The 25,238-nt window shown below is 66.8% G+C and carries 20 protein-coding genes; 10 read left to right on the top strand and 10 right to left on the bottom strand.

From position 1 onward, the window contains the following. Window positions 1-47: 47 nt before the first annotated feature. The 6 genes from AC3IPP_RS08225 (at window position 48) to AC3IPP_RS08200 (ending at window position 4,855) form a co-directional block, all read left to right on the top strand. On the top strand, window positions 48-329 hold the full coding sequence (locus tag AC3IPP_RS08225) for a hypothetical protein (RefSeq protein ID WP_489150948.1): 282 nt from the start codon (window positions 48-50) through the stop codon (window positions 327-329). Next, on the top strand, window positions 326-766 hold the full coding sequence (locus AC3IPP_RS08220) for a Spy/CpxP family protein refolding chaperone (RefSeq protein ID WP_489150947.1): 441 nt from the start codon (window positions 326-328) through the stop codon (window positions 764-766). Before AC3IPP_RS08225 ends, AC3IPP_RS08220 begins: the two co-directional genes overlap by 4 nt. Window positions 767-773: 7 nt before the next feature. Beyond that, on the top strand, window positions 774-1,328 hold the full coding sequence (locus AC3IPP_RS08215) for an RNA polymerase sigma factor (protein WP_489150946.1): 555 nt from the start codon (window positions 774-776) through the stop codon (window positions 1,326-1,328). Between the two features lie 144 nt (window positions 1,329-1,472). Continuing rightward, complete coding sequence (locus tag AC3IPP_RS08210; protein ID WP_489150945.1) at window positions 1,473-3,257, top strand: copper resistance system multicopper oxidase; 1,785 nt, start codon at window positions 1,473-1,475, stop codon at window positions 3,255-3,257. Continuing rightward, entirely contained in the window at window positions 3,254-4,447 is a 1,194-nt protein-coding gene (locus tag AC3IPP_RS08205) for a copper resistance protein B (RefSeq protein WP_489150944.1), read from the top strand. The genes AC3IPP_RS08210 and AC3IPP_RS08205 overlap by 4 nt, the downstream gene beginning before the upstream one ends. A gap of 21 nt (window positions 4,448-4,468) precedes the next feature. After that, window positions 4,469-4,855: a copper resistance CopC family protein gene (locus AC3IPP_RS08200; RefSeq protein ID WP_489150943.1), complete on the top strand. Its 387-nt coding sequence runs from the start codon at window positions 4,469-4,471 to the stop codon at window positions 4,853-4,855. Between the two features lie 91 nt (window positions 4,856-4,946). Here the strand turns inward: AC3IPP_RS08200 and AC3IPP_RS08195 are convergent, their stop codons facing one another. From AC3IPP_RS08195 to AC3IPP_RS08160, 8 genes are all read right to left on the bottom strand, one after another. Then, window positions 4,947-5,633 (bottom strand): winged helix-turn-helix domain-containing protein, encoded by a 687-nt coding sequence (locus AC3IPP_RS08195; protein WP_489150942.1) that lies wholly within the window; start codon window positions 5,631-5,633, stop codon window positions 4,947-4,949. A gap of 10 nt (window positions 5,634-5,643) precedes the next feature. Continuing rightward, on the bottom strand, window positions 5,644-8,313 hold the full coding sequence (locus tag AC3IPP_RS08190) for a DUF4118 domain-containing protein (RefSeq protein WP_489150941.1): 2,670 nt from the start codon (window positions 8,311-8,313) through the stop codon (window positions 5,644-5,646). Further along, complete coding sequence (kdpC, locus tag AC3IPP_RS08185) at window positions 8,310-8,900, bottom strand: potassium-transporting ATPase subunit KdpC (protein ID WP_489150940.1); 591 nt, start codon at window positions 8,898-8,900, stop codon at window positions 8,310-8,312. The genes AC3IPP_RS08190 and kdpC overlap by 4 nt, the downstream gene beginning before the upstream one ends. After that, window positions 8,900-9,658, bottom strand: coding sequence for a TorF family putative porin (locus AC3IPP_RS08180; RefSeq protein ID WP_489150939.1), 759 nt, complete (start codon window positions 9,656-9,658; stop codon window positions 8,900-8,902). The genes kdpC and AC3IPP_RS08180 overlap by 1 nt, the downstream gene beginning before the upstream one ends. Before the next feature lie 30 nt (window positions 9,659-9,688). Further along, window positions 9,689-11,755 (bottom strand): potassium-transporting ATPase subunit KdpB, encoded by a 2,067-nt coding sequence (gene kdpB, locus AC3IPP_RS08175; RefSeq protein ID WP_489150938.1) that lies wholly within the window; start codon window positions 11,753-11,755, stop codon window positions 9,689-9,691. A gap of 13 nt (window positions 11,756-11,768) precedes the next feature. Continuing rightward, window positions 11,769-13,481 carry a potassium-transporting ATPase subunit KdpA gene (gene kdpA / locus AC3IPP_RS08170; protein ID WP_489150937.1) on the bottom strand — a complete coding sequence of 571 codons (1,713 nt, stop codon included), beginning with the start codon at window positions 13,479-13,481 and terminating at the stop codon, window positions 11,769-11,771. Between the two features lie 16 nt (window positions 13,482-13,497). Continuing rightward, the gene (locus tag AC3IPP_RS08165; RefSeq protein ID WP_256968182.1) at window positions 13,498-13,584 is read right to left on the bottom strand and encodes a potassium-transporting ATPase subunit F; all 87 of its coding nucleotides are present in this window, start codon (window positions 13,582-13,584) and stop codon (window positions 13,498-13,500) included. 313 nt (window positions 13,585-13,897) lie between these two features. Next, window positions 13,898-14,605, bottom strand: a complete 708-nt coding sequence (locus AC3IPP_RS08160; protein WP_489150936.1) for an SDR family NAD(P)-dependent oxidoreductase — start codon at window positions 14,603-14,605, stop codon at window positions 13,898-13,900. A 284-nt stretch (window positions 14,606-14,889) separates the two neighbouring features. Here AC3IPP_RS08160 and AC3IPP_RS08155 point away from each other — a divergent pair, with 284 nt between their 5' ends. The 3 genes from AC3IPP_RS08155 to AC3IPP_RS08145 are packed head-to-tail and all read left to right on the top strand — an operon-like array spanning window position 14,890 to window position 18,367. After that, window positions 14,890-15,363: a MaoC/PaaZ C-terminal domain-containing protein gene (locus AC3IPP_RS08155; protein WP_489150935.1), complete on the top strand. Its 474-nt coding sequence runs from the start codon at window positions 14,890-14,892 to the stop codon at window positions 15,361-15,363. Then, on the top strand, window positions 15,363-16,997 hold the full coding sequence (locus AC3IPP_RS08150; RefSeq protein ID WP_489150934.1) for a class I adenylate-forming enzyme family protein: 1,635 nt from the start codon (window positions 15,363-15,365) through the stop codon (window positions 16,995-16,997). Before AC3IPP_RS08155 ends, AC3IPP_RS08150 begins: the two co-directional genes overlap by 1 nt. After that, on the top strand, window positions 16,997-18,367 hold the full coding sequence (locus AC3IPP_RS08145; protein WP_489150933.1) for an MFS transporter: 1,371 nt from the start codon (window positions 16,997-16,999) through the stop codon (window positions 18,365-18,367). Before AC3IPP_RS08150 ends, AC3IPP_RS08145 begins: the two co-directional genes overlap by 1 nt. On the opposite strand, the gene AC3IPP_RS08140 is transcribed toward AC3IPP_RS08145, so the two are convergent. Both AC3IPP_RS08140 and AC3IPP_RS08135 read right to left on the bottom strand, forming a co-directional pair. Continuing rightward, entirely contained in the window at window positions 18,364-19,098 is a 735-nt protein-coding gene (locus AC3IPP_RS08140) for a TetR/AcrR family transcriptional regulator (protein WP_489150932.1), read from the bottom strand. The genes AC3IPP_RS08145 and AC3IPP_RS08140 overlap by 4 nt on opposite strands. A 98-nt stretch (window positions 19,099-19,196) precedes the next feature. Then, complete coding sequence (locus tag AC3IPP_RS08135; RefSeq protein WP_489150931.1) at window positions 19,197-21,404, bottom strand: TonB-dependent receptor; 2,208 nt, start codon at window positions 21,402-21,404, stop codon at window positions 19,197-19,199. A gap of 185 nt (window positions 21,405-21,589) precedes the next feature. Between AC3IPP_RS08135 and AC3IPP_RS08130 the strand changes: the two genes are divergently transcribed. After that, complete coding sequence (locus AC3IPP_RS08130) at window positions 21,590-25,231, top strand: hydantoinase B/oxoprolinase family protein (RefSeq protein ID WP_489150930.1); 3,642 nt, start codon at window positions 21,590-21,592, stop codon at window positions 25,229-25,231. Window positions 25,232-25,238: the final 7 nt, after the last annotated feature.

The following is a 25,238-nucleotide window of genomic DNA, read 5'->3' as shown; positions in this document are numbered from 1 at the left end:
GGCGCGTCGTCTCGCGTATGAAGGACAGGGCCCGCGAAAGGTGCAGAATGACAAAAGACATCGACCGCATCCTGGCGACACCGTTTCCAGCTGAGGAAGCCTTGCGGTTGGCTGGGCTGGAGAACCAGGTTTGGCGACGGATTGAAGAGCGGCAGGAGCAACGCCGTTCGGGTCAGGTGCGCCTGGCGGTCATGGCCGTCGCCCTGCTGGTCGGCGTGACCAACGGCGGCATGCTGGGGCAGGCCTTCAAGCCCAACCACTCCGACATCCAGGTCTTTAGCGTCTCTGCTGGTCTGTCGCCGATGACCCGCTTCGAGGTCGGCGGATGAGCGCCAACTGGAAGTCCATCGCCCTGACCGTGGTGCTGGCCGCCCTGGCCAGCGGCGGCGCCGCCTGGCTGGCCGCAGGCTGGATGATGAAGCAGCATGCGACCCCCAGCGTGCACGATATCGTGCATCAGAAGTTGGACCTGACCGCAGATCAGGACGCCCGCCTGGATGGAATCGAAGAACATTTCACCCTGCGACGTGAAGCGTTGGAAGCCGACGTGCGCGCCGCCAACCGTGAACTGGCCAACGCCATCGCCGCCAGTCAGGGCGACAGCCCCGAGGTCCGCGCAGCTGTCGATCACTTCCATGACGCCATGGGCGCCTTGCAAAAGGCCACCATCGCCCATGTGTTCGAGATGCGCGCGGTTCTGACGCCGGAACAAGCTCGCATCTTCGACAAGGAAATCGCCGGCGCCCTTACGCAAGAGCCTCGGTAAGGCCGAGGTGACGGCCGGGGGCGACACAGACGAGGCGCGCGCCGCGCGCGGCGACCGCACAGCCTTCGCCGCCCTGATGGCGGCGACCAGCGGCGACCTCTATCGCTTTATCCGCCGCTATGTCGGCGACACGGATGAGGCTTACGACCTGCTGCAGGAGACTTATGTTTCGGCCTGGCTGGCGATCCGACGCTATGATCCGGCGCGGTCCTTTGAAACCTGGTTGCGCTCGATCGCCATCAACAAATGCCGCGACTGGGGCCGCAAGCGCACCGTGCGTCGCATCGTGCGCGGCGTCATGGGGCTGGACACGCCCGAAGCCATGGCCGTAGGCGAAGACGCGCCCGAAGCCGAAACTCAACTGGACGACCGCCGCCGCATGGCCGAAATGAACCAGGCCCTGGCCAATCTGTCCGACACGCTCAAGGCGCCGCTCCTGCTGGCCTCGCTGGAAGGCCGCTCCCATGCCGAGATCGCTGAAGTTCTGGGCGTCACGCCCAAGGCGGTCGAGACCCGTATCGCTCGCGCTCGACAGAAACTGAATCAGGCCCTGGGGCGCTAAGACGCCGTCGCCGCGTCCTGATCGAAGCTGCGGCGCCCTGCCGCAACGGTGATGCAAGGGGCGACCGCGTCGCCTGCGTATCCTGAACAGACCCCCTCCCCGCACGCCTTTCTAAGGCAAACGGCTTCTTGAGACTTGGACTTCATGGCGACAACATCACTTGACCGTCGAACCCTGTTGCGAGGCGCCGCCCTGGGCGGCGGCATTCTGGGCCTCCAAGGCCTGCTGCCCGCATGGGCGCAGACCGGATCGCCGGGCCTGCGCGCCGACCTGCCGACCCTGACCGGGCCGAACATCGACTTGAGCGTGGGCGACGCCAGCTTCACCGTCGGCGGCCGCACCGGCCACGCCTTCATGGTCAACGGCCTGCTGCCCGCGCCGCTGCTGCGGATGCGCGAGGGTCAGAACGTGCGTCTGTCGGTGACCAACAATCTGGACGAGGATACCTCGATCCACTGGCATGGCCTGCTGTTGCCGTTCCAGATGGACGGCGTGCCGGGCGTCAGCTTCCCTGGCATCAAGCCGCGCGAGACCTTCGTCTATGAGTTCCCGATCAAGCAGTCGGGCACCTATTGGTATCACAGCCACTCGGGCCTTCAGGAGGCCATGGGCCACTACGGCCCCATCGTCATCGACCCGGCGGGCGCCGATCCGGTCGCCTATGACCGTGAACACGTCCTGGTCCTGTCGGATTGGAGCTTCCTGCATCCGCATGAAATCCTGGACAAGCTGAAGAAGAGCCCCGGCTACTTCAACATGCAGAAGACCACCCTGGCCGGCCTGCTGGACGGTTCGGATCGCCTGAACCTGGAAGAGCGCCGGATGTGGGGCGGGATGCGCATGGACCCGCGCGACATCCTGGACGTCAACGGCACGACCTACACCTATCTGGTCAACGGCCATGGCCCGGAAGAGAACTGGACCGGCCTGTTCCGGCCCGGCGAGCGCGTGCGTCTGCGCATCATCAATGCCTCGGCAATGTCGATCTTCAACGTCCGCATTCCGGGTCTGGCCATGACCGTGGTTCAGGCCGATGGCGAGCACGTCCGGCCGGTCGAGGTCGACGAGTTCCAGATCTCGGTCGCCGAGACCTATGACGTCATCGTCCGCCCGCATGAGGACCGCGCCTACACCATCGTCTCCGAAGCCATTGATCGCTCAGGCTTGGGACGCGCCACCCTGGCGCCGCGCATGGGCATGACGGCCGAGGTTCCGCCGCTGCGCAAGGTTCCCAACCTGACCATGAAGGACATGGGCATGGGCGGCATGGATCACAGCGCGCACGGCGTTGCGGGCGCCGACCACGCGGCCATGGGTCACGGCGCCGCTGCGGGCGCTGCCGCGGCTGCGCCGATGGACCATTCGGGCATGAGCATGCGCGATCCGAACAACGCTCCTGCCGACATGGCTGTCGGCGTTGGCGTGGACGCCATCGCCCCCGCCCCGTCCAACCGTCTGGCCGACCGGCCTCAAGGCCTGGATGACGTCGATCACCGCGTCCTGGTCTATGCCGACCTGCGCTCGCTGACGCCGAACAAGGACACTCGCACGCCCTCACGCACCATGGAGATCCACCTGACCGGCAATATGGAGCGGTTCATGTGGGGCTTCGACGGTCGCAAATTCTCGGAAGTGGTCGAGCCGATCCGCTTCGAGCTGAATGAGCGAGTGCGCGTGACCCTGGTCAACGACACCATGATGGCCCACCCCATCCACCTGCACGGCCACTTCTTCGAACTGGTCAACGGCCACGACGGCAATCAGCCGCTGAAGCACACGGTCAATGTCGCCCCCGGCGGCAAGGTCACCTTTGACCTGACCGCAGACGCGCCCGGCGACTGGGCCTTCCACTGTCACCTTCTGATGCACATGCACGCGGGCATGTTCAACGTCGTCACCGTTCGCCCGCTGGCTGGAGCTGCCTCGTGAAGTCCCTTTCCCTCTCCCTGGCGCTCGCCCCCCTGATGTTGGCCGCAGGCGGCCCCGCCCTGGCCCAGAGCCATGCCGGTCATGCGGGACATGCTCCCGCCGCCCAGGCGACGACGCCGACCGCCAAGCCCGCGCATGACTGCCCCATGATGCGCGACGGTAAGACCTGCCCGATGCATGGCGCCGCTGCCGGCGCTCAGGCCGACCCACACGCTGGGCACGATATGAGCGGCCACGCTGGACACGACGCTGCTGCGGCAGATCCCCACGCGGGCCACGCCATGGCTCCGGCTCAGGCCGACCCGCACGCCGGACACGATATGAGCGGCCACGCCGGACACGGCGCGGCCCCGGCCGATCCTCATGCCGGTCATGACATGAGCGCCGCGCGCGGCGGGCCGAACATCCCGACCAGCGTGGACGCCGTCGGCGGCCGCATGGTCGAAACTCCGCCTCCCGCCGCCGCTCGCTCGGCTCCGGCTCACGCCGCCGACCTGTTGTTCGATCCGGCCGTCATGGCCGCCTCGCGCAAACAGCTTCTGGCTGAGAACGGCGACATCCGCTCGACGGCCGTACTGATCGACTCCATTGAGGCCAGCTTCGGCGACGGCGCAGACGGCTACAGCTGGGGCGCCCAAGGCTGGACCGGCGGCGACATCAACCGCTTCTGGTGGAAGACCGAGGGCGAAGGCGAGATCGACGGCAAGCTACACGAGGCCGAGGTTCAGGCCCTCTACAGCCGCGCCATCGCCCCTTTCTGGGACGTGCAGGCGGGCGTGCGCCAGGACTTCCGTCCTGACGGCGACGACACCACCCACCTGACGGTCGGCATTCAGGGCGTGGCGCCCTACTGGTTCGAGATGAGCGCCGCCGCCTTCCTCTCGACCGAGGGCGATCTGACCGCCCGCGCCGAGGCCGAGTACGATCAGCGCATCACCCAGAAATGGATCCTGCAACCGGCGATCGAAGTGGCTCTGTCGGCCAGCGACATCCCGGAGCTTGAGATCGGCTCGGGCCTGACCTCGGTCACCGCCGGTCTTCGTCTGCGCTATGAAATCCGCAAGGAGTTCGCCCCCTACGTCGGCGTCGAGTGGACCCGTTCGCTGGGCGACACCGCCGACTACGCCAAGGCCAGAGGCCAGGATCCCGAAGACACGCGCTTCGTCGTCGGCATCAAGGCCTGGTTTTAAGATCTGAAAGGAAGATTGGTCATGCTGAAAACTCTGGTTCTCACCGCTGTGCTGGCCTCCGTGGCCGGCGTAGCCGCTGCTCAAGACCCGCACGCCGGTCATGCCCGACATGGCGGCTCGCAGGCAAAGGCTTCGGGCATCGTCACCAGCCCGGCCGACGGCGCCATGACGCACGGCTCGCCCGAGCGCTTCAGCGTGACCTTTCCGCACCCGATGACGCTCAAGACCGTCATCCTGACGGCCCAGGGACGAGCGCCGATCACGGTCACGGCGCCCTCCGCTCCCGCCTCACGAACCGTCAGCGCGCCCCTGCCGCATCTGGCGCCGGGAAGCTATGCGGCCGCCTGGACTGCTGAAGGTCCGGACGGCCACCGGATGAGCGGCTCCGCCCGCTTCATGGTCCACTAGGAGGCTTCGACACAAGCGGTTCAGGCGGCGGTGCGCATCGTCGCCTGAACCGACGGAAACTGTAGGGGCCATACCCGCCACAGACGCGGGGTTAATCCGCCAGGCGATACCCCACGCCGGGCTCCGTCAGGATCAAGCGCGGCTGAGCCGGATCAACCTCCAGTTTCTGACGCAGTTGGCCGATGACGACGCGCAGATACTGGGTGTCTTTGGCGTGGGCCTTGCCCCAGACGGCGGTCAGCAGGTCGCGGTGGCCGACGACCTTGCCGGCGTTGCGCACCAGATAGGCCAGCACATCGTATTCCTTGGGCGTCAGGCGGACAGCCTCGCCTGCGCGAGTGATGTGGCGCCGCTCCAGGTCGATAACCACCTCCCCCGCCGTCAGAGGCCCCGCCGCCTCGGCGCGCGGCGCCTGACGCAGGTTGGCGCGCAATCGGGCCAGCAGTTCGCCGACGCCAAAGGGCTTTTCGACATAGTCGTTGGCGCCCAGGTCGAGGGCCGCGATCTTCTCGGCCTCCTTGTCGCGCGCCGACAGGATGATGATCGGGCCCGCATAGAATTCGCGGGCGCGGGCCAGCACGTCCTTGCCGTCCATGTCGGGCAGGCCGAGATCCAGCACCACGGCGTCGGGGCTCCACAGGGCGATGCCGCGCAAGCCCTCCTGACCGCTGTCGGCGCGGCGCGGCTCATAGCCGGCGGCGTCCAGCGCCGGGGACAAGAAGCGGTGGATCTGGGGCTCGTCGTCGATGACGAGAATCTGAGGTCGGACAGCGGGCATGTAGCGGACTCTAAAGCAGGCTCGGGTGAGTGACGACGGCCTTGGGCAGGCTGATCAGGATACGGGTGCCCTTTCCATCCTGAATGGGGCTGGCGGCGGCGATACGCCCGTTCATGGCCTCGACGAAGCCCTTGGCGATGGCCAGGCCGAGCCCTGCGCCCTTGGTGCGGTCCGACGGCTCCTCCATGCGGCGGAACTTGTCGAAGACGCGCTCCAGTTCGGCGGTCGGGATGCCCTTGCCCTCGTCCTCGATGGAGATGACGACCGCGCCCCGATCTTCATAGGCGGCCAGTTCGACCGTCGATCCGTCGGGGCTGTAGGCGATGGCGTTCTCGAGAATGTTGACCAGCGCCTGCTCCAGCAGCCCTTGATCGACCATGACCAGACTGAGTTGGGCCGGGAAGTCGCGGGCCAGCTTGCGTTCGCCCAGACGCCGCGCCACCCGCTTGCCCGCCGCGTTCAGCACGTCGCGCACGTCGACCCAGTCGGAACGGATGTTCAGGCCTCCGCCTTCCAGCCGGGTCATGTCCAGCAGGTCGCCGACGTAGCGGCTGAGACGCTCGGCCTCCTCGCGGATCGATAGAAGAAGGTCGGCGCGCACAGCGGGCTTCAGCTTGTCGCCCAGGTCGATCAGTGTGGTCGAGGCGCCCAGCACCGTCGACAGCGGCGTCCTCAGATCATGGCTGACCGAATTCATCAGCGCACCGCGGAAGCGGTCGGTACGGCGCAGGGTCTCGGTCTCGACCGCTTGCCCGGCCAGTTCAGCGCGCTCAACCGCCACTGCGCCCTGGTCCAACAGGGCCAGGGCCAGTTTTTCTTCGTCCGAACCCGACGACAGCGCCGCCGCCTCGATCCCGGCGACGCCCGCGCGGTCGCGCACGCCCTGAAGCGGTCGGAAGGTCCAGCGCGCCTGAGGCAGGGTGCCGGTGCCGTGACCGGCGGGCTCGCCCTTCTCCCAGGCCCAGCGTGCGGCGGCCATGGTCTCGGCGTCCAGTTCGGGCTTGCCCGGCGCCCCGGCCGTCAGGGTCAGCTCGCCTTCGACAGGCAGCAGCACCACGGCTCCGGCGCCGGCGGCAGCCGCCGTCTGTTCGGCCAGGATGCGCGCCGCCTCCCTCCGGTCGCCGATGCCGGTCAGGCGCTGACTGGCGGCCAGCAGGGCGGACACGGCCGAGGCGCGGCGCTGGGCCGCCCTGGCCTGCTCGCGCACACGGCCCGCCAGAGCGCCGGTCGTCAGGGCCACGCCCCAGAACACGATCAGGGTCAGCACGTCCGTCGGCGAGCCGATGGCGAAGCTGAACTTCGGTTGCAGGAACAGGAAGTTGTAGGTCAGGAAGGCGACCGTCGCCGCCGCGAGGGCTGGCCGCAGCCCGTAAAGGGCGCCCGCCGCCAGCACCGCCGTCAGATAGATGACGCCCAGGTCCACACGCTCGAACGTCCGGTCCAGTAAGAGGGCCAGTCCCGTCGCCGCAATGACGCAGGCCGCGCCGACGGCGTAGCCACGCCACCCTCCGGTCAGGTTCAGACGCCCCTCTTTCGGCGCCTTCGGTTGTGGCTCGACCTCGTCGGTGACGACGTGGACGGCGACGCCGCGTGCCTGACGCAGCAGTTCAGCGGCCAGAGACCGGCCCAGCCATTCCGACAGGCGGCTGTCGCGCGCCTTGGCCAGCACGATCTGGGTGACATGGTTGTTGTGGGCGTGATCCATGATGGCGCGCACCACGTCGTCGCCGCTGAGGACAACGGTGCGTCCGCCCAGCTGCTCGGCCAGTTTCAGCGCATCAGACAGCTTGCCCGCAGAGCCGACGCCGTGCCGCGCGCCAGACGGCCGATCGACGTGGGCCACAGTCCAGGGCGCGTCCATCATCATGTCGGACATGCGCCGCCCCGTCCGAACCAGGGGGCCGGCCATGGCGTCGCCCGCCACCAGCACCAGGATGCGCTCCCCCGCCGCCCACGGCCCGGCGGCCCCCTGTTCGCGCAGACGGGCGGTCAGTTGATCGTCCACCGTCTGGGCCGCGCGGCGCAGGGCCAGTTCGCGCAGGGCCGTCAGATTCTCGACCTTGAAGAAGTTGTCCGAGGCCAGTCGCGCCGTCTCCGGCACATAAACCTTGCCCTCGGCCAGGCGCTTGCGCAGCTCCTCCGGCGTGATGTCCACCAGCTCGATGTCGTCGGCGCGCGACAGGGCGCTGTCGGGCACGCTCTCGCGTTGCCGAACGCCCGTGATGCGCAGCACCACGTCCGACAGGCTTTCCAGATGCTGGACGTTCAGCGTGGTCCAGACGTCGATCCCGGTCTCCAGGATCTCCTCCACGTCCTGCCACCGCTTCGGGTGGCGCGAACCGGGCGCGTTGGAGTGGGCGTATTCGTCGACCAGAAGCAGGGCCGGGCGGCGCGCGATGGCCGCATCGATGTCGAACTCCAGCAAGGTCCGTTCGCGATAGGCGATAGGCCTGCGGGCAATGACTTCAAGCCCGCGCAGCAGGCTCATCGTCTCCTTGCGGCCGTGGGTCTCGACCACGCCGACGACGATGTCCTCGCCCTCAGCCTTTCGTCTGCGCGCAGCGCGCAGCATCTCATAGGTCTTGCCCACGCCCGGGGACATGCCGAGAAAAACCTTCAGCCGCCCACGCTTTCGCGGGGCGGCCGGGGTCTGGTCCGTCGAGAGAACGAGCGGCGTCATCCGCCCTCGGTCGTCAGGCGGCCGAAGCGGGCGTCCAGCGCCCGGTTGGTCAGCAGGACATTGACGCGCGGCTGTCCCAGAACGCCGAACGTGCGGTCTTCGACATGCTGACGGATCACTTCGCGCACCTGCGCCTCCCCTACGCCGCGCGCCTTGGCGATGCGGACGGCCTGAAGCTCAGCGTAGGCCGGAGAGATATGTGGGTCGAGGCCCGAAGCGGAGGCCGTCACGGCGTCGGCGGGGATGACTTTCGCCCCCGTCTCACTTCGCAAGGCGTCCGCGTCCGTCTTCACCCGCGCGATCAGATCGGGGTTCAGCGGGCCGAAATTGGAGCCGGACGAGGCGGAGGCGTCGTAGCCTTCGCCCGCCGCCGACGGCCGGGAATGCAGATACCCCGGCGCAGCGAACGCCTGGCCGACCAGGGCTGAGCCGACCACCCGCCCCTCCTTATCGTGGACCAGGCTGCCGTTCGCCTGATCCGAGAAGGCCGCCTGGGCCACGCCGGTCACGGCCAACGGATAGCCGACGCCCAGAACGCCGGTGAACAGGGCGATCATGACGACCGCCGGGCGGATATGATTCAGCATCAGAAGTTCGCCTTCAGGCTAGCGACGACGCGGCTGTCATAGGCGGAGCCGAAGTCGTGCTCGTCGGTGTCGAAATAGCGGACGTCCAAGCCCAGCCGCTCCGTCAGCTGATAGGCCGCGCCCAGGTTCCAGGTCGTGTAGTCGAAGTCCGACGACACCCACTGACGCCCCACGGCCGCAGAGAGCGTCCACTTGTCAGCCGGGCTGATCGCCGCGTTGACCTCGGCATAGGTCGCCTCGTCCTCGGATGCGCCGAAGAAGTCCGGCGAATAGTAGATCGCCGCGCCCAGCGTCGCCGGGCCGACCGCACGCGAGGCAGCGGCCTTCAGCTCCATATAGTCATAGTCGGCGCCGTCCGGCTTGCCGGCGTAGAAATAGCTGACCAAGCCGAAGTCCCAGTCGAAGCCGCCAAACGCAGGGCGAACGCCCGCATAAAGGTCGATCTCGGCGTCGGTGTCCGCGTCGCCGGCGAAGGAGACATTCCCGGCCCAAGCCCCGGCGTAGAACAGGCCTTGCGTCACATCGACCCCGGCCGAGATCGCCGGGTCGCCTTCGTTCTGGCTGACGCCCCGGAAGACATAGTCCGATCCAATGGCGGCGTTGAAGGCGACCTCGGGGCGGGCGCCATTCGCAGCATCCTGGGCCTTGGCGTCCGTGGGCGCCGTGCACAGGCCCAGGGTGATGACGGCGACCAGGCAGGCCCCGCCCACCAGGGCGTTGTTGAGGTCCGAACCATCGAGTTTCTTACGTTTACGCATGATAGTTTTCCTTGCGCCTCAGGGCCGGCTTCAGGCTAGGCCGAGGGCGGAGATGACGATGTCGATGAGCTTGATGCCGACGAAGGGCGCGATCAGGCCGCCCAGGCCGTAGATCAGCAGGTTGCGTCCCAGCAGCTTGCCCGCCCCCACGGCGCGGTATTTCACCCCGCGCAGCGCCAGCGGGATCAGGGCGACGATGACCAGGGCGTTGAAGATGACCGCCGACAGGATGGCGCTCTCCGGGCTGGACAGCTTCATCACGTTCAGCGCCGCCAGCGACGGCAGGCCGACCACGAACATCGCCGGGATGATGGCGAAATACTTGGCCACGTCGTTGGCGATCGAGAAGGTGGTCAGGGCGCCGCGCGTGATCAGCAGCTGCTTGCCGACTTCGACGATCTCGATGACCTTGGTGGGGTCTGAGTCCAGATCGACCATGTTGCCCGCCTCGCGCGCGGCCTGGGCGCCGGTCTGCATCGCCACGCCGACGTCAGCCTGAGCCAGAGCGGGCGCGTCGTTGGCGCCGTCGCCGCACATGGCGACCAGACGACCCTTGGCCTGTTCCGCCTTGATCAGGCGCATCTTGTCCTCCGGCGTGGCCTCGGACAGGAAGTCGTCGACCCCGGCTTCGGATGCGATGGCCGCCGCCGTCACCGGGTTGTCGCCGGTGATCATGACGGTGCGCAGGCCCATGCGGCGCAGGTCGGCGAAGCGCGCCTTTACGCCTGGCTTGACCACGTCCTTCAGATGGATGACGCCGACCAGGGCTTCGTTCTCGACCACGGCCAGGGGTGTGCCGCCCGAACGGGCGATGCGGTCTACGGCGGCACGGAACTCGGCCGGGGCGGCGCTTTCGGCCACGCCCAACGCCTTCAGCACCGCGTCCACCGCCCCCTTGCGCCACGAGCGGCCGTCGGCTTCGAGGCCCGACTGTCGGGTGACGGCGGTGAAGGGAATGGTCCTGGCTCCGGCGGGCATGTCGCCCGTCACCCCGGCGTTGCGGCCCAGTTCGACGATGGAGCGGCCTTCCGGCGTCTCATCGGCCAGAGAGGCCATGACCGCCGCGCGCATCGCCGCTTCGGGGCGGACGCCCGGCGCGGGGATGACCTCGGTCGCCATGCGGTTGCCGAAGGTGATGGTGCCGGTCTTGTCGAGCAGCAGGGTGTCGACGTCGCCTGCCGCCTCCACCGCGCGGCCCGATGTGGCCAGAACATTCACCTTCAGCAACCGGTCCATGCCGGCGATGCCGACGGCGGACAGCAGGCCCCCGATCGTGGTGGGGATCAGGGTGATGAACAGGGCGCCCAGTACGATGGGATCCAGCTTGATCCCTGAATAGGCGCCCAGGCCCAGCAGGGCCGCGACCGCGATCAGGAAGATCAGGCTCAGACCGGCCAGCAGGACCGACAGGGCCAGTTCGTTCGGCGTCTTGCGACGGTCCGCGCCCTCGACCATGGCGATCATGCGATCCAGGAAGGTCGCGCCGGGCGCCGAGGTGATGCGCACCTTGATCCAGTCGGAGACGACCGTGGTGCCGCCGGTGACGGCAGAGCGGTCGCCGCCGCTTTCGCGGATGACGGGCGCGCTCTCGCCCGTGATGGCGGCCTCGTTGACCGAGGCGACGCCCTCGATGATCTCGCCGTCCGAGGGGATGACGTCCCCGGCCTCGACCAGGACGATCGCACCGATCTCCAGCTCATGCGCCGGGGTCGGGACGACCGTGCCCGTCGCGGGGTCGACGATCAGCTTGGCCTTGGTGGTGACGCGGGCGGCGCGCAGGCTGTCCGCCGCCGCCTTGCCGCGCCCCTCGGCGATGCTTTCCGCCACGTTGGCGAACAACACCGTGGCCCACAGCCACAGGGCCAGTTGGATGGCGAAGCCCGCCGCCTGCCCCGTCGCCACGGCGGCGACCGCCGAAACGGTGGCCAGGGTCGCGACGATCCAGGTGGCGAAGATCACCGGGTTGTTGAGAAGCTTGGTCGGGTTCAGCTTGACGACGGCGTCGCCGAGCGCCCGGCCGAGCATGGCCCCGGTCAGCCCGCCCGCGATGGGCGCAACAGATCGGGAGCTCGACGGATCGAGCGTGACTTGGGTCATGACGGATATCCGATCAGAACCGGGCCGTGACCTGGAGCATGTCGAAATGCTCCACGATCGGTCCCAGAGAGAGTGCGGGGAAGAACTGCAGGCCGCCGAGGATCAGGATCACCCCGATCAGCAGGCCGATGAACAGCGGACCGTGCGTGGGCAGGGTGCCGGTCGAGGGCGCCAGCCGGGGCTTGACGACCAGGGCGCCGGCCACGGCCAGAACCGCGACGGCGGGCACGAACCGGCCCAGCAGCATGGCCAGGCCCAGGGTGGTGTTCCACCACGGGGCGTTGGCGGTCAGGCCCGCGAAGGCCGAGCCGTTGTTCCCTGTCGCCGAAGTATAGGCGTAGAGAATCTCGGACAGACCATGCGGCCCCTTGTTCAGCAGACCGGCCAGGGCTTCGGGCAGGACCGACGCGACGGCGGAGAAGCCCAGCACGGACAGGGGCACGACCAGCACCACCAGCATGGCGAACTGGATTTCGCGCGCCTCGATCTTCTTGCCCAGGTATTCGGGCGTGCGGCCGACCATCAGGCCCGCGACGAAGACCGCCAGCATGGCCATCAGGACCATGACCGCGATGCCCGACCCGATCCCGCCGGGCAGGATCTCGCCCAGTTGCATCAGGAACATGGTCACAGCCCCGCCCAGCGGCATGTAGCTGGCGTGCATGGAGTTGACCGAACCGTTCGAGGCGCCGGTCGTCTGGGTCGCCCAGGCGACGGACGACGGCACGCCGAAGCGGACCTCCTTGCCTTCCATATTGCCGACGGACGTATCCACGCTGGCCGCGACCAGGGCGGGCGCCGGCTGGCTTTCGATGACGTAGAGGGCCGAACCCGCCGCGCCCAGCAGCAGGACCGCCGCTACCACCAAGGCGCGCACGTCCTTCTTGGCCATGACGCTGCGGCCGAAGGCGAAGAAGGCCGCCCAGCCCAAGACGTTGATGCTGATCGCCGTGATCAGATTGGTTAGCGGCGTCGGGTTTTCCAGCGGGTGAGCCGAGTTGACGTTGAACACGCCGCCGCCGTTGATGCCCAACTGCTTGATGGCCAGTTGGCTGGCGGTCGGGAACAGGCTGATGGTCTGCTGACCACCTTCCAGCGTCGTCGCCTGGGCCGAGGCCGCCAGCGACTGGACCACGCCCAGACCGGCCAGAACCACGGCCACGATGAAGGCGATGGGCAGCAGGACATAGAGGCTGGTGCGCGTCAGGTCGGCCCAAAAGTTGCCCAGCGCCTCGCCGCGATTGGCGATGAAGGCGCGCGCCAGGGCGGCGGCGATGGTAGCGCCGGTGGCGGCCGAGACGAAGTTCTGCACCGTCAGGCCGACCATCTGGCTGAAGGTCGAGACGGTGGTTTCACCGCCATAGCTCTGCCAGTTGGTGTTGGTGACGAAACTGACGGCGGTGTTGAAGGCCAGGTGCGGGCTGAGGCCGCCGAACCCCTGCGGGTTCATCGGCAAGACACCCTGCAGACGCAGCATGCCGTACAGCAGCAGGAAGCCCGCCAGGTTGAAGGCCAACAGGGCGCCGGCGTAGGCTAGCCAGCCCTGCTTGCGCGTTGGGTCGACCCCCGCGGCGCGATAGAAGAGGCCCTCGACCGGCTTCAGCACCGGGTCCAGCCAGGTTCGCTCGCCGTTCCAGACGCGCGACATATAGACCCCGATCGGCCAGCCGAGCACGACGGCCAGACCCAGGGTCAGGGCGATTTCCGCCCATCCTTGAATGTTCATGAGGTGGCGGCTCCGCTCAGAACCGCTCGGGGCGCAGCAGGGCCGCGACCATATAGCCGGCGATGACGAGTGCGCCGGCGCCCCAAAGGACGTTCAGCCACATGGTCACAACCTCTTCAGCGCAATGGCCAGCGCCGCGAAGGCCACGAAAGCCCCGACGCCGATCGCCACATAAATCACATCGGTCATGCCGACATCTCCAGCTCAGTTAGAGCCGGAAGAGACGCTTTCAGGGCGTAAGCGGGCCATTCGGAAAGCTGCCCGCCGCATAAGGCGCGCATAAAGCAATCAAGGCCGAAGGGTTGTTCAGTACTGGGCGCATAGCGAAACCATCTTCATCGGCCACCGCCATTGAATGGCGGTCAGGCGGGTTGACCAGACCTGAGCGCACCAGGTCTGGTCTCCGCTTCAAAGTGTCACCAGGTTTCGCCGAAGGGGCGGGCTTCCGCCTCGAAGGTCCAGGCCGACCTGTCCTGGCGGACCAGCATCGACGCAAGGTCGGCCACGCCCGAGGGCTTGATAAAGAAGTCGTCTGACTTGTCCTTCATGACTTCACGAGTGCGCGGCAAATCGACGACGCCGTCGAGGATGATCAGCGCCACGTGGATGCCGTCCGGACCGAGCTGTCGCGCCAGGGCTTCACACAGGCTGCGCTGCGCCGCCTTGGCTGGAGCGAAGGCCGTGGTTCGCGCCGTGCCGCGTCGTGACGCCGTGGCGCCGATAACGACGATGGCGCCCTCGCCCGCGGCCTTCATGGCCGGCGTGACCTCCTTCGCGACCAGGAAAAGGCCGAGGCTGTTCACGCGCCAGGACGCCTCGAAATCAGCGGCGCTCACATCGTCGAGTGCGCCAAAGACGCCGGAGCCTGCGTTGAAGACCACCACATCGACTTCACCCATCTCAGCCCGAACCGCCGCGAAGGCGCCGGCGACCGATGCCGCATCGCCCACGTCGCAGGCGAAGGAACGAGCGTCGGCCAGTTCTTCCGCCAGGGCTTCAGTGTTTTTCGACGATCGCGCCATCAAGGCCAAGGCATAGCCGTCAGCCGCGAAGCGTCGCGCCAGAGCGGCGCCGTTGCCGGGCCCAACGCCGATGACGGCGCAGACTTTCTTCTTTTCACTCATCCGGTTGATCTCTTCGCATGGAGATTGATGCGTCACCCTGTGACACGAAACTGGAATCGTTCGCTTTCGATCCCAAGCGAGACGGCTTGAAAGCCAAAGGTGCTATCGATCAGCTTCGATCCACCGACCAAGATAGGTTCGGTAGATGATAAGCGCCACAGTTACGATTTTCGTTCTCACGCGCATAAGTTCGTCTGCCGCCTCGCTCAGGAATGCAGCTACCCCTCTTGCACCCCTGCTCGAAACTGTGAATATGAGGTCATCTTCAATTTTAGGGTTCAGTGATGGTTCAGGCGGTTGAACACGCTTCAGAGATGGTCTCGGGGTGGGTCGAGGTCACGCAGGCCATGATTGACGACTTCGGTCGCGCGACCCTGGACAGCGATCCCTTTCACAACGATCCCGAATGGGCCAAGGACAACACCCCTTATGGCGGAACAATCGCCTTTGGTTTTCTTACGGTGTCCCTGCTGACCCATCTGGCGGCGAAAGCGATCGAGGGCGCCGGCGGCAATTTCAAACCTGAAGGCGGCTACTTCCTGAACTATGGATTCGACCGTATGCGTCTGGTCGCGCCGGTGCCGACGGGCAGTCGCGTGCGGGGTCGCTTCGTCAAGGGACCGGAGCAAACGGATGAAGCTGGACGAGTGCGTCGCTCCATGGACGCCGTGATCGAAATCGAGGGCGGCGAGCGCCCTGCCCTGGTGGCGACCTGGCTCAGCGTCTGGGTGCCTGATAGCGTCGAAGCGAGGGCTTGATGTCCAGCGTTCAGCAGCGGTTGATGCCTTCCAGGACGATGTCGGCGGTAGGAGATTCGCCGCTGCTGACGCTGATTTCCGACTACGCCGCCTGGTATGGCGAGCAGACGCCTGATGCGCCGGCGACGACGCTGGACGGTCAGGTTCAGACCTATGGGGATATGGCGCGCGACGTCGACGCCCTGGCTCGCGCCATGATCGCCGCTGGCGTCGGCAAGGGCGATCGCGTCGCCATGCTGGCCCCGCCCTCCCCTGACTTTCTGACCGTCTTTCTGGCCACGGCGGCGGTTGGGGCGATCTGGGTCGGATTAAACCCCCGCTACCGCTATGAAGAGCTGGCCTATGTCGTCAGCGACTGCACGCCGCGCCTGATCATCGGGCGTCGCCGTGTGGCTGGACGAGATTACGTCGAGGATCTGGAAGCCCTGGCGGCGGAAGTTTCAGCTGACCTCGTCCTGATCGGCGAAGACGAATTGGACGCGCGCGCCCATTTGCCGTTGAGCGTCTATGTCGCCCAGGGCGAGGCCGTGTCCGACGAAGCCCTGGCGGAACGGAAGCGGTCTGTCGCGACGCGTGATCCCTGCCTGATCGTCTACACATCAGGCAGCACGGGCAAGCCGAAGGGCGCTGTACTGCATCATGAAGGGTTGATCCTGCCGGCTCTGGAGCAGGGCGAACCCTTGCGCGGCGAACCGCTGTGCATGTTGAACTACCTGCCGATCAACCACATCGGCTGCGTCGGCGACATCACCGCCATGGTTCTGGTCAACGGCGGCAAGCTGGCCTTCCTGGAACAGTTCGACGTCGAAACGGGCTTGAGCACGATGGCGTCGGAAGGCGTCACCCTGTGGGGCACGGTTCCGTCCGTGTTCGAGATGACGGTGGCGCATTCCGCCTTCGCCCAGACGGACCTGTCGGCTGTGCGGCGCGTCTTCTGGGGCGGCGCGGCCATGCCCGCGCCAACGATCAAGGCCCTGATCCCCGTCGCGACCTGCATGGGCACCAACTACGGCCTCACGGAATCCTGCGGCCCCATCGCCGCCACCGGCGACATGACCGTTCAGGGGGACGCCGATGTCGTCTTCGCCACGGCCTCGGTCGGGCGGCCGACCCGTCACTATGAAGTCCGCCTGCGCGCCGAAGACGGATCGCTGGTCAAACAGGCCGGCGCCGACGGCGAGATCGAGGCCAAGGGCGCGCCTCTGTTCCTCGGTTACTGGAACCGGCCTGACGCCACGGCCGACGCCTTCACCAAGGACGGATGGTTCCGCACCGGCGATGTCGGCGCCTGGCTGGACGACGGCCGCCTGCGCATCACCGGACGGCTGAAGGAAATGTACAAGTCCGGCGGCTACAACGTCTATCCGCGCGAGATCGAGATCGCGCTGGAAGCCCATCCCGCCATTACCGAGGCCGCTGTCGTGGGCGTTCCCGATTCCGTATGGGGCGAGGTGGGCGTCGCCTTCGTGATCGCCCGCGCTGACGTCGACGCCGCTCAGCTTCAGGCCCATTGCCGCGAGCGGCTGGCCAACTACAAGATTCCCAAGCGTTTCGTGATCGAGCCGGACCTTTCGCGTCTGCCGGTCGGCAAGGTGGACAAGATGGCGCTGCGCCGTCTGGCCGTGGAGGACTAATGGACGCCGCCGTCAAGACGCCAAGCACCGTGGACCCGGCGACGCCTCTGCGCCCTCGCCTGCTGGCCGGATATGGTCTCGCCAACATCGGCCTGGCCTGCTTCTTGATCACGCCGCAGCTTTTGCTGCTCTACTTCCTGACGGACACCCTGGCGGTGCCGGCGGCGACGGCGGGCATTGTCCTTCTGTTGCCGAAGATATGGGAAGTGGTGTTCGACCCTGTCGTGGGCCTGTGGTCGGATCGGCTGCGTGGGCGGATGGGGCGACGCTGGCCCTTGATGGCGGCAGGCGCGGCCCTGTTTCCACTAGGGTTCGCGGCCATGTTCGCCCCGCCGACGCACCTGACCGGCTTCGGCGCCGTGGTCTGGGTCATGGCCGCCTATATGGCGGCGACGACGGCCTACGCCCTGTTCTCCATTCCCTACGCCGCCATGCCGGGAGAAATTTCACGGCGCCAGCAGGACCGGACCCGCGTCGTGGCATGGCGTGTCGGCTTCCTGGCGTTCGGCCTCATGGTGGCAGGCGGCATGTCGCCCCTACTGGTCGAAATGGCGGGCGGAGGTCGTCCCGGCTATGCCGTCATGGGGATGTTGCTGGCGCTAATGGCGGGCGGCGCCTTGCTGGGGTCGTTGCGTGCAGTCTGGAAGCTGCAGGACCGCAGCCGCGATTTCGGCGCGCCGCTGAAACCGGCCAAGGCGCTGGCGGCCGGGGTGCGCGCCACTCTGGGCAATCCGGCCTATCGCTTCTTGTGGATCGGCTACGCCTTCCAGACGGTCGCCATGGGCGCCCAGTCGGCGATGATGCCCTATGCCGTCACCTATCAGATCCAGGCGTCCTCAGGGATGCTGGCGCAACTGTTCCTGGCGGGGGCGATCGTTCAGGTCGCGGCCATGCCTCTGTGGGTCAAGTTCGCCGACCGTTGGGGGGCGACGCGCGCCGCCATCGCCGCCGCCGCCGCCTATGCCCTGGCCACTCTTGGTTATGTGTGGTGCGGTCCGGGCGATGTGGCCCTCGCCACCGCCGTGGCCGCACTGGCGGGGCTGGGCCAGGCGGGGTGCTATGTCTTGCCCTTCGCCTTGATGCCCAGCGTGGTTGCGGCCCGCGACCAGAAAGAGGCCGAAGCCAACCTCGGCCTTCTGACGGCCGTCTGGGTTTCGGGTGAGAAACTGGGCCTTGCTCTGGGCGGCGCGGCCGCCGGGGTGCTGTTGGGCCTTGCAGGCTATGTCTCTGGGGGGCAGGCGCAGCCGGATTCGGCTCTGGCCGCCATTCCCCTGCTGTTCGCGACAGGCCCGGCGCTCATGCTGGCGTGCAGCGCGCCGCTGCTGTTCAAGCTGGATCGACTACGTCGCCGCCAGGGCCAACCGCTCTAGGCGGCGGGCCGCGACCGCGACAGGAAGCCGGCCAACCTCAAGGCCGCTTCCGGCAGGTCGTCGCTTGTTGGAGCGTCGCCGTAAGCCAGTTGGTGCCAGACCACGCTGACGGCGTCCGACAGGGTGTCGTCAGTGGCGGCGCCCATGCGCGCCAAGACCTCGATGAAGGATTCATCCGGTAAGACGATCATCTTGCGGGCGATTTCATCCGCCATGGCGACCAGCATATAGCCGGCCAGGCGCACGGCGTCCGGGTCGTCCTCGGCGCGACGGCGCTGGATGCTCTCGGCCACGACTTCGGCCCAGCGGCGGTTGATCTTCTGGCTGATCTGCAGGAACTCGGGAACATAGTCGCCGACCTGGAAGACGCACTTCATCAGGCCGGGATTCGCCCGGCAGACGCGGAACCACAGGCGATTGGTCGAACGGATTCTGGCGAATGGCGTATTGCCTGTCGCGGGCGTCATCGCCTTGGCGACATAGTCATCGAAGAAGCGCGTCAGCGCCTCGACGGAAATCTCGGTCTTGTCCTTGAAGTAGACGTAGAAGGAGCCTTCGGCGACTTCGGCCTGCGTCGTGATGTCGCCCACGCGCATGGCGTGATAGCCGCGCTCCTCCAGCACCTGAGCTGCGGCAAGCAGAAGGCGCGCGCGCGTGCGTTGCCCCTTCAGACGCGGAGGGTTGTCCCGCAGCTCAGCGGCCAGATAGGTGGAATAGCTCTGCAGTTGCATCAACGCCTCGTCTGCGACGAGGTCGGATCACGCCCCAGCCCGTCGTTTCGATCAAGAACCGGCGGCGTCCGACCAGGCCGAACGCCGCCAAGCGTCCCTTAGTAACGCAAACGCAGATAGACGCCAGCCGAGCGAGGCTCGCCCATCGACACCCGGTCCATGCCCAGCGCCTCAAGGTTGACGATGCCGCGCTGATAGACCTCGTCCGTCAGGTTGCGCGCCCACAGGCCGACCTCGGTCTTGCCGTCCGGCAGAGCCCAGCCCAGTTCGCCATTGACGGTCCAGTAGCCGTCCTGGCTGAGGCGCTCGACATTGCCCGAGCTGAAGTAGAACTTCGAGCGATAGGAGCCCGACAGGGTCATCAGAAGATCCCCCTTGTCGCCCAGGCTGTGCTGATAGGACACAGCCCCGTTGAAAGTGAACTCAGGCGCAGTCGGCAGGCGGTTGCCCGAGAAGTCTTCCCCGACCGAGATGTAGTTCTTGTATTCGCTGTCCAGCACGGCGGCGCCCAGCGAGATGTCCAGCCCCTTCATCGGCGCAACGGTCAGTTCGATTTCGGCGCCCTTGATGACGGCGTCCGAGGCGTTGTCGAGGATCGGCACGCTGGTCGGGCCGCGCACGACGTAGCTGTAAACCTGCAGGTCCTGATAGTCGTAGTAGAAGGCCGCCGCATTCAGGCGCGCACGACGTCCGAACAGCTCGCTCTTGAAGCCGACCTCATAGGCGTTCAGCACTTCGTCGTCATACGGACCCAGGTCCTGAACGTCGGTGATCATGCCGCCCGCAAAGCCGCCGCTCTTGTAGCCGCGGTTGTAGCTGACATAGGCGCGCGAGTTGTCGCTGATGTCATAGTTCAGCACGGCCCGGCCCGAAATGCTCTCGAACGACTTGGAGCCGTGGAAGTCGACCAGGGTCACGCCCGCCTCGGTGAAGCGGCTGTGATAGTCCATGGTCTTGTCGTCGCGCGACCAGCGCAGGCCCGCGACCAGCGACAGGCGCTCGGTCAGCTTGTAGTCTACCTCGCTGAAGACGGCGTAGCTCTCGGTCTTCAGGCTGTGAGGGTAAGAGACAGTGCCCACGCCCATGGCGACGCCGGCCATCGGGTCCGGCAGCATATTCAGCAGGTCCAGGCCGATCTCAAAGGCGCTGTCCGACTTCAGGCTGTCGTTCATGTAGAAGACGCCAGCAACCCAGTCGAAGCGGCCGCCGCTGTTGGACTGCAGGCGGAACTCCTGGGTGAACTGGTCCTGATCGACGCGGTAGAAGCCTTTGATCAGGTTGTTCGGGCCGGAGTCCGTGTTCTCATCGTCGCGGTGGCGGGCGTTGACGAAGCCGGTGACCGACACCAGCGACAGCTCGCCCAGATCGACCGTGGTGGTGACGTCGGCGTTGAACAGCTTCAGCCGGTCGCGACCTTCCATCGAATAGTCGCCGGCGTAGGGATCGCCGTCGGTATCGACATAGCCCAGGGCGTCGGTGCAGGCCGATGTGCCGTAGAAGCTGGGCAGGCACCAACCGTCTGCCCCCGTGGCCTCGGCGGTGTTGGGGATCAGCCCCCTCGCCTGCCCCTGCAGGGCGCCGTTGCGGCTGTTGCCGCCGCCGACGTGCGCCAGCACCTCGACACGATCGTTGGGCGTATAGAGCAACGACATCCGGGCTGCCCAGCGGTCGCTGTCGTTGACGTTGCGGCCGGTCAGGCGGTTCTTCGTATAGCCGTCGTCGCGGACGTAGTTGGCCGCCGCGCGGAAGGCCAGGACGTCCTCGATCACCGGGCCGCCGACGCCGCCTTCCAGCTCCATCCGTTCGCGTGAGCCGTAACGAGCCGTCAGGTCAGCCGTGTAGTAATCGGTCGGGCGACGGCTGGTGATGTTCAGGGCGCCGCCCGTGGTGTTGCGGCCGAACAGCGTGCCCTGCGGCCCGCGCAGCACCTCGACCTGCGACAGGTCGAAGAAGGAATCCAGTTGCATGATCGACGAGCCGCGGATCACGCCGTCCACATAGACGGCGGTCGGGCTGGGATTGGTCGGGTTGAAGTCGTTTGAACCGACGCCGCGGATATAGACCTTCGGCGCCACCGAGGAGTCCCCGCCGTGCACCTGAAGGCCTGGCGCCAGGCCGCTCAACTCCAGCACGTTGTTGACGTTCATCCGATCCAGATTATCGCCCGAATAGGCGGTGATGGAGATCGGCACATCCTGTAGGTTCTGGGCGCGGTGACGCGCCGTCACCACGATATCCTCGACGGTTGCGACGTCCGGGGCGGGTTCCGACTGGGCTTGAGCGTTCGCCGCTACGGCGAGCGCCACAGTGCATACGGCTCCGAATAGATTGCTCTTCCTCACGCTTCTTCCCCTTATGCCCCTTGTGTTTTTGGAATTAAATATGAGGCCATATTCATATACGCCTCATTCAACCATTCCTGTCAATCTGCCCTTGCTTGACTGATGTGAGTGCTGGCGCCGACACGGATATCGGCCATAAACATGGGTTTATGACAAACGCGAACCTGAGCTGGCGATTCTGGATCGACCGCGGCGGCACCTTCACCGATGTAGTCGCGCGTGCGCCCGATGGTTTGCTCCGCACAGGCAAACTGCTGTCGGTGAACCCTGAGCAGTATGCCGACGCCGCCGTCGAAAGCATTCGCCGGATACTACAGGCCGCCCCCGGCCCGCTGGCGGAGGGACTGGTCGGCGAAGTTCGCATGGGCACGACAGTCGCCACCAATGCCTTATTGGAACGCAAGGGCGAGCCCACGGCGCTGGCGATCACGGCGGGATTCGGCGACGCCTTGAGGATCGGCTGGCAGGCCCGGCCCGAACTGTTCACCCGTCACATCCGCCTGAACGATCAACTCTATGACCTCGTGGTCGAGATCGACGAGCGACTGACCGCCGACGGGGCCGTTGACCGGCCGCTGGACGAGGCGAAGGCGCGCACCGATCTGAATGCGGCCCATGCGGCGGGCTTCCGCGCCTTGGCCATCGTTTTGGTCCACGGCTGGCGCTTCACCGAACATGAGCGGCGGTTGGCGGAAATCGCACGCGAGATCGGCTTTGACCAGGTCTCTGTCAGTCATGAAGTCGGCGCCCTGATCAAGCTGATCGGGCGCGGAGACACGACGGTCGCGGACGCCTATCTGTCACCGATCCTACGCGCCTATGTGGACCGGGTCGGCGGCGATCTGGGCGCTGCGACGCCGTTGCAGTTCATGCAGTCTTCGGGCGGACTGACCGCCGCCGACGCCTTCCGCGGCAAGGACGCTATCCTGTCAGGTCCGGCGGGCGGCGTGGTGGCCATGGCCGAGACCGCAAAGGCTGCAGGCTTCGACCGCGTCATCGGCTTCGACATGGGCGGCACTTCAACTGACGTGTCCCACTTCGCCGGAGACTATGAACGGACATCCGACGCCGTGGTGGCCGGGGTGCGGCTACGCGCGCCGATGTTGAGCATCCACACCGTGGCGGCGGGCGGCGGCTCCATCTGTCGGTTCGACGGCGGGCGGTTGAGGGTCGGGCCGGAATCAGCCGGCGCCTCTCCGGGGCCGGCCGCCTATCGGCGCGGCGGGCCGCTGACGGTGACGGATTGCAACGTCATGATGGGCAAGCTGAGCCCCGACTTCTTCCCCGCCGTCTTCGGCCCTGACGCTGATCTGCCGCTGGACGCGCAGGCGGTGCGCGCGAAGTTCGAGGACATGGCCGCCGAGGTCGAGGCTTCCACCGGCCGCCCCGTCACCCCCGGCGAACTGGCCGAAGGCTTCGTCACCATCGCCGTGCAGAACATGGCCGAGGCGATCCGCTCCATCTCCATCCAGCGCGGCTATGATGTCACCAAATATGTGCTGAACTGCTTCGGCGGCGCGGGTGGGCAGCACGCCTGCCTGGTGGCCGATGCGCTGGGCATGACCCAGGTGCTGCTGCATCCGTTCGCAGGCGTCTTGTCGGCCTATGGCATGGGCCTGGCCGAGGTGCGGGCCATTCGCCAGACGACTGTCGCCATGCCCCTCGCACCGGCAACGGACAACGTACTCGATGAACGGATCGCAGAACTGACCGGCGCGGCTCGCGCTGACCTGTCGGCGCAAGGCTTCGACGCCGCTGTCGTCTCGACCATCGCCCGCGCCGAGATCAAGTTCGCAGGGTCCGACACCCCCCTGACTGTGCCGTTCGGCTCGGCCGTCGACATGGCCGCCGCCTTTGAGGAGACGCACCGCCGCCGCTTCGGCTTTTTCGCCGAGGACAAGGCCCTGGTGGTCGAGACGCTGGAAGTCGAAGCTGTCGGCCGCTCGGACCAGACGCCGGAGACGACACAGGCCGCCGATGGCGATGCCTCGGCGCCCGAGCCTGTCGCCGCCCTGACCGTCCGCATGGCGGGTGAGGATCGCCAGACGCCCGTCTATCGGCGCGAGGCGCTGAAGCCCGGCGCCCATGTCGACGGCCCGGCGGTCCTGCTGGAGGATACCGGCACCACGGTCGTCGAACCTGGCTGGCGCGCCTCGGTCGATGCGGCGGCCAACCTGCTGCTGAAGCGGGTCGTCGCCCTGCCCGCCCGCACCGCCATCGGCACGGACGTCGATCCGATCATGCTGGAGGTGTTCAACAGCCGCTTCATGGCCTGCGCCGAACAGATGGGCGAGGCCCTGCGCGCCACCGCCTATTCGGTGAACATCAAGGAGCGGCTGGACTTCTCCTGCGCCGTCTTCGACGCGGGAGGATCGCTGATCGCCAATGCGCCGCATATCCCGGTGCATCTGGGCTCAATGGGCGAGAGCATCCGCACCGTGATTGCCTCACGCGGCGAGAGGCGCGACGCTCGGGGCATGAAGGCGGGCGACGTCTATATGCTGAACGCGCCCTATAATGGGGGCACCCACCTGCCCGACATCACCGTCATCCTGCCGGTGTTTCTGGATGGCGACGACACGCCCGCCTTCTTCGTCGCAGCGCGCGGCCACCACGCCGACGTGGGCGGCATCACGCCCGGCTCCATGCCCGCCAACTCGCGCAGCGTGGACGATGAAGGGGTGCTGATCGACGACTTCCTGTTGGTGGACGCCGGAAGGCTCTGCGAAGCCGAGGCACGCGCCCTGTTCGCCTCCGGTCCCTGGCCCTCGCGCAACGTCGATCAGAACCTGTCGGACCTCAAGGCCCAGGTCGCCGCCTGCACGCGCGGCGCTCAGGAACTGATCCGCATGACCGTCGAGTTCGGTCGCGACGTCGTCACGGCCTACATGGGCCACGTTCAGGACAATGCCGAAGAGGCCGTGCGTCGCGCCGTCGCCGCCCTGAAGCCCGGTGCCTTCGCCTATGAGATGGACGACGGCGCCGTCATCCGCGTCCGCATCGACGTAGACGCCGAGGCCCGCAGTGCCGTTGTCGATTTCACCGGAACCAGCGACCAACTGCCTAGCAACTTCAACGCCCCGCTATCGATCGCGCGGGCGGCGACCCTCTATGTCTTCCGCACCTTGGTGAACGACGCCATTCCGCTGAACGAGGGCTGTCTCAAGCCGATCGAACTGATCGTGCGGGAAGGCTCGATGCTGAACCCGCGCTACCCCGCAGCCGTGGTGGCGGGCAATGTCGAGACCAGCCAAGCCGTGGTCGATACGCTATACGGCGCGCTGGGCGTTCTGGCCTCTAGCCAGGGGACCATGAACAACTTCACCTTCGGCGACGACGCCCGGCAGTATTACGAGACGATCGCCGGCGGTTCAGGCGCGGGGCCGGATTTCGACGGAACCGCCGCCGTCCAGACCCACATGACCAACAGCCGCCTGACCGATCCCGAGGTGCTGGAAACGCGCTTTCCCGTGCTTCTGGAAGAGTTTTCCATCCGGCGCGGTTCGGGTGGCGAAGGCCTGCATCGAGGCGGCGACGGCGCCGTACGGCGGATGCGCTTTCTGGAGCCGATGACGGCGGCCATCTTGTCCAACCATCGCCGCGTGCCGCCCTTCGGCGCCGCCGGCGGCGGACCGGGTGCGGTCGGCGTCAACCGGGTCGAACGCGCTGAGGGGCGGATCGAGCCTCTGGGCCCCACAGCCGAAGCTGCCATGGAGCCGGGCGACGTCTTCGTCATCGAAACGCCCGGCGGCGGCGGCTTCGGCGCGAAAGACGCTTCCGCAGACGGATGATCCGCGC

Source organism: Brevundimonas sp. KH_060 (genome assembly GCF_057838275.1).
The sequence above is the reverse complement of the archived record's forward strand: the minus strand, read 5'-3'. Positions and strand labels throughout refer to the sequence as shown.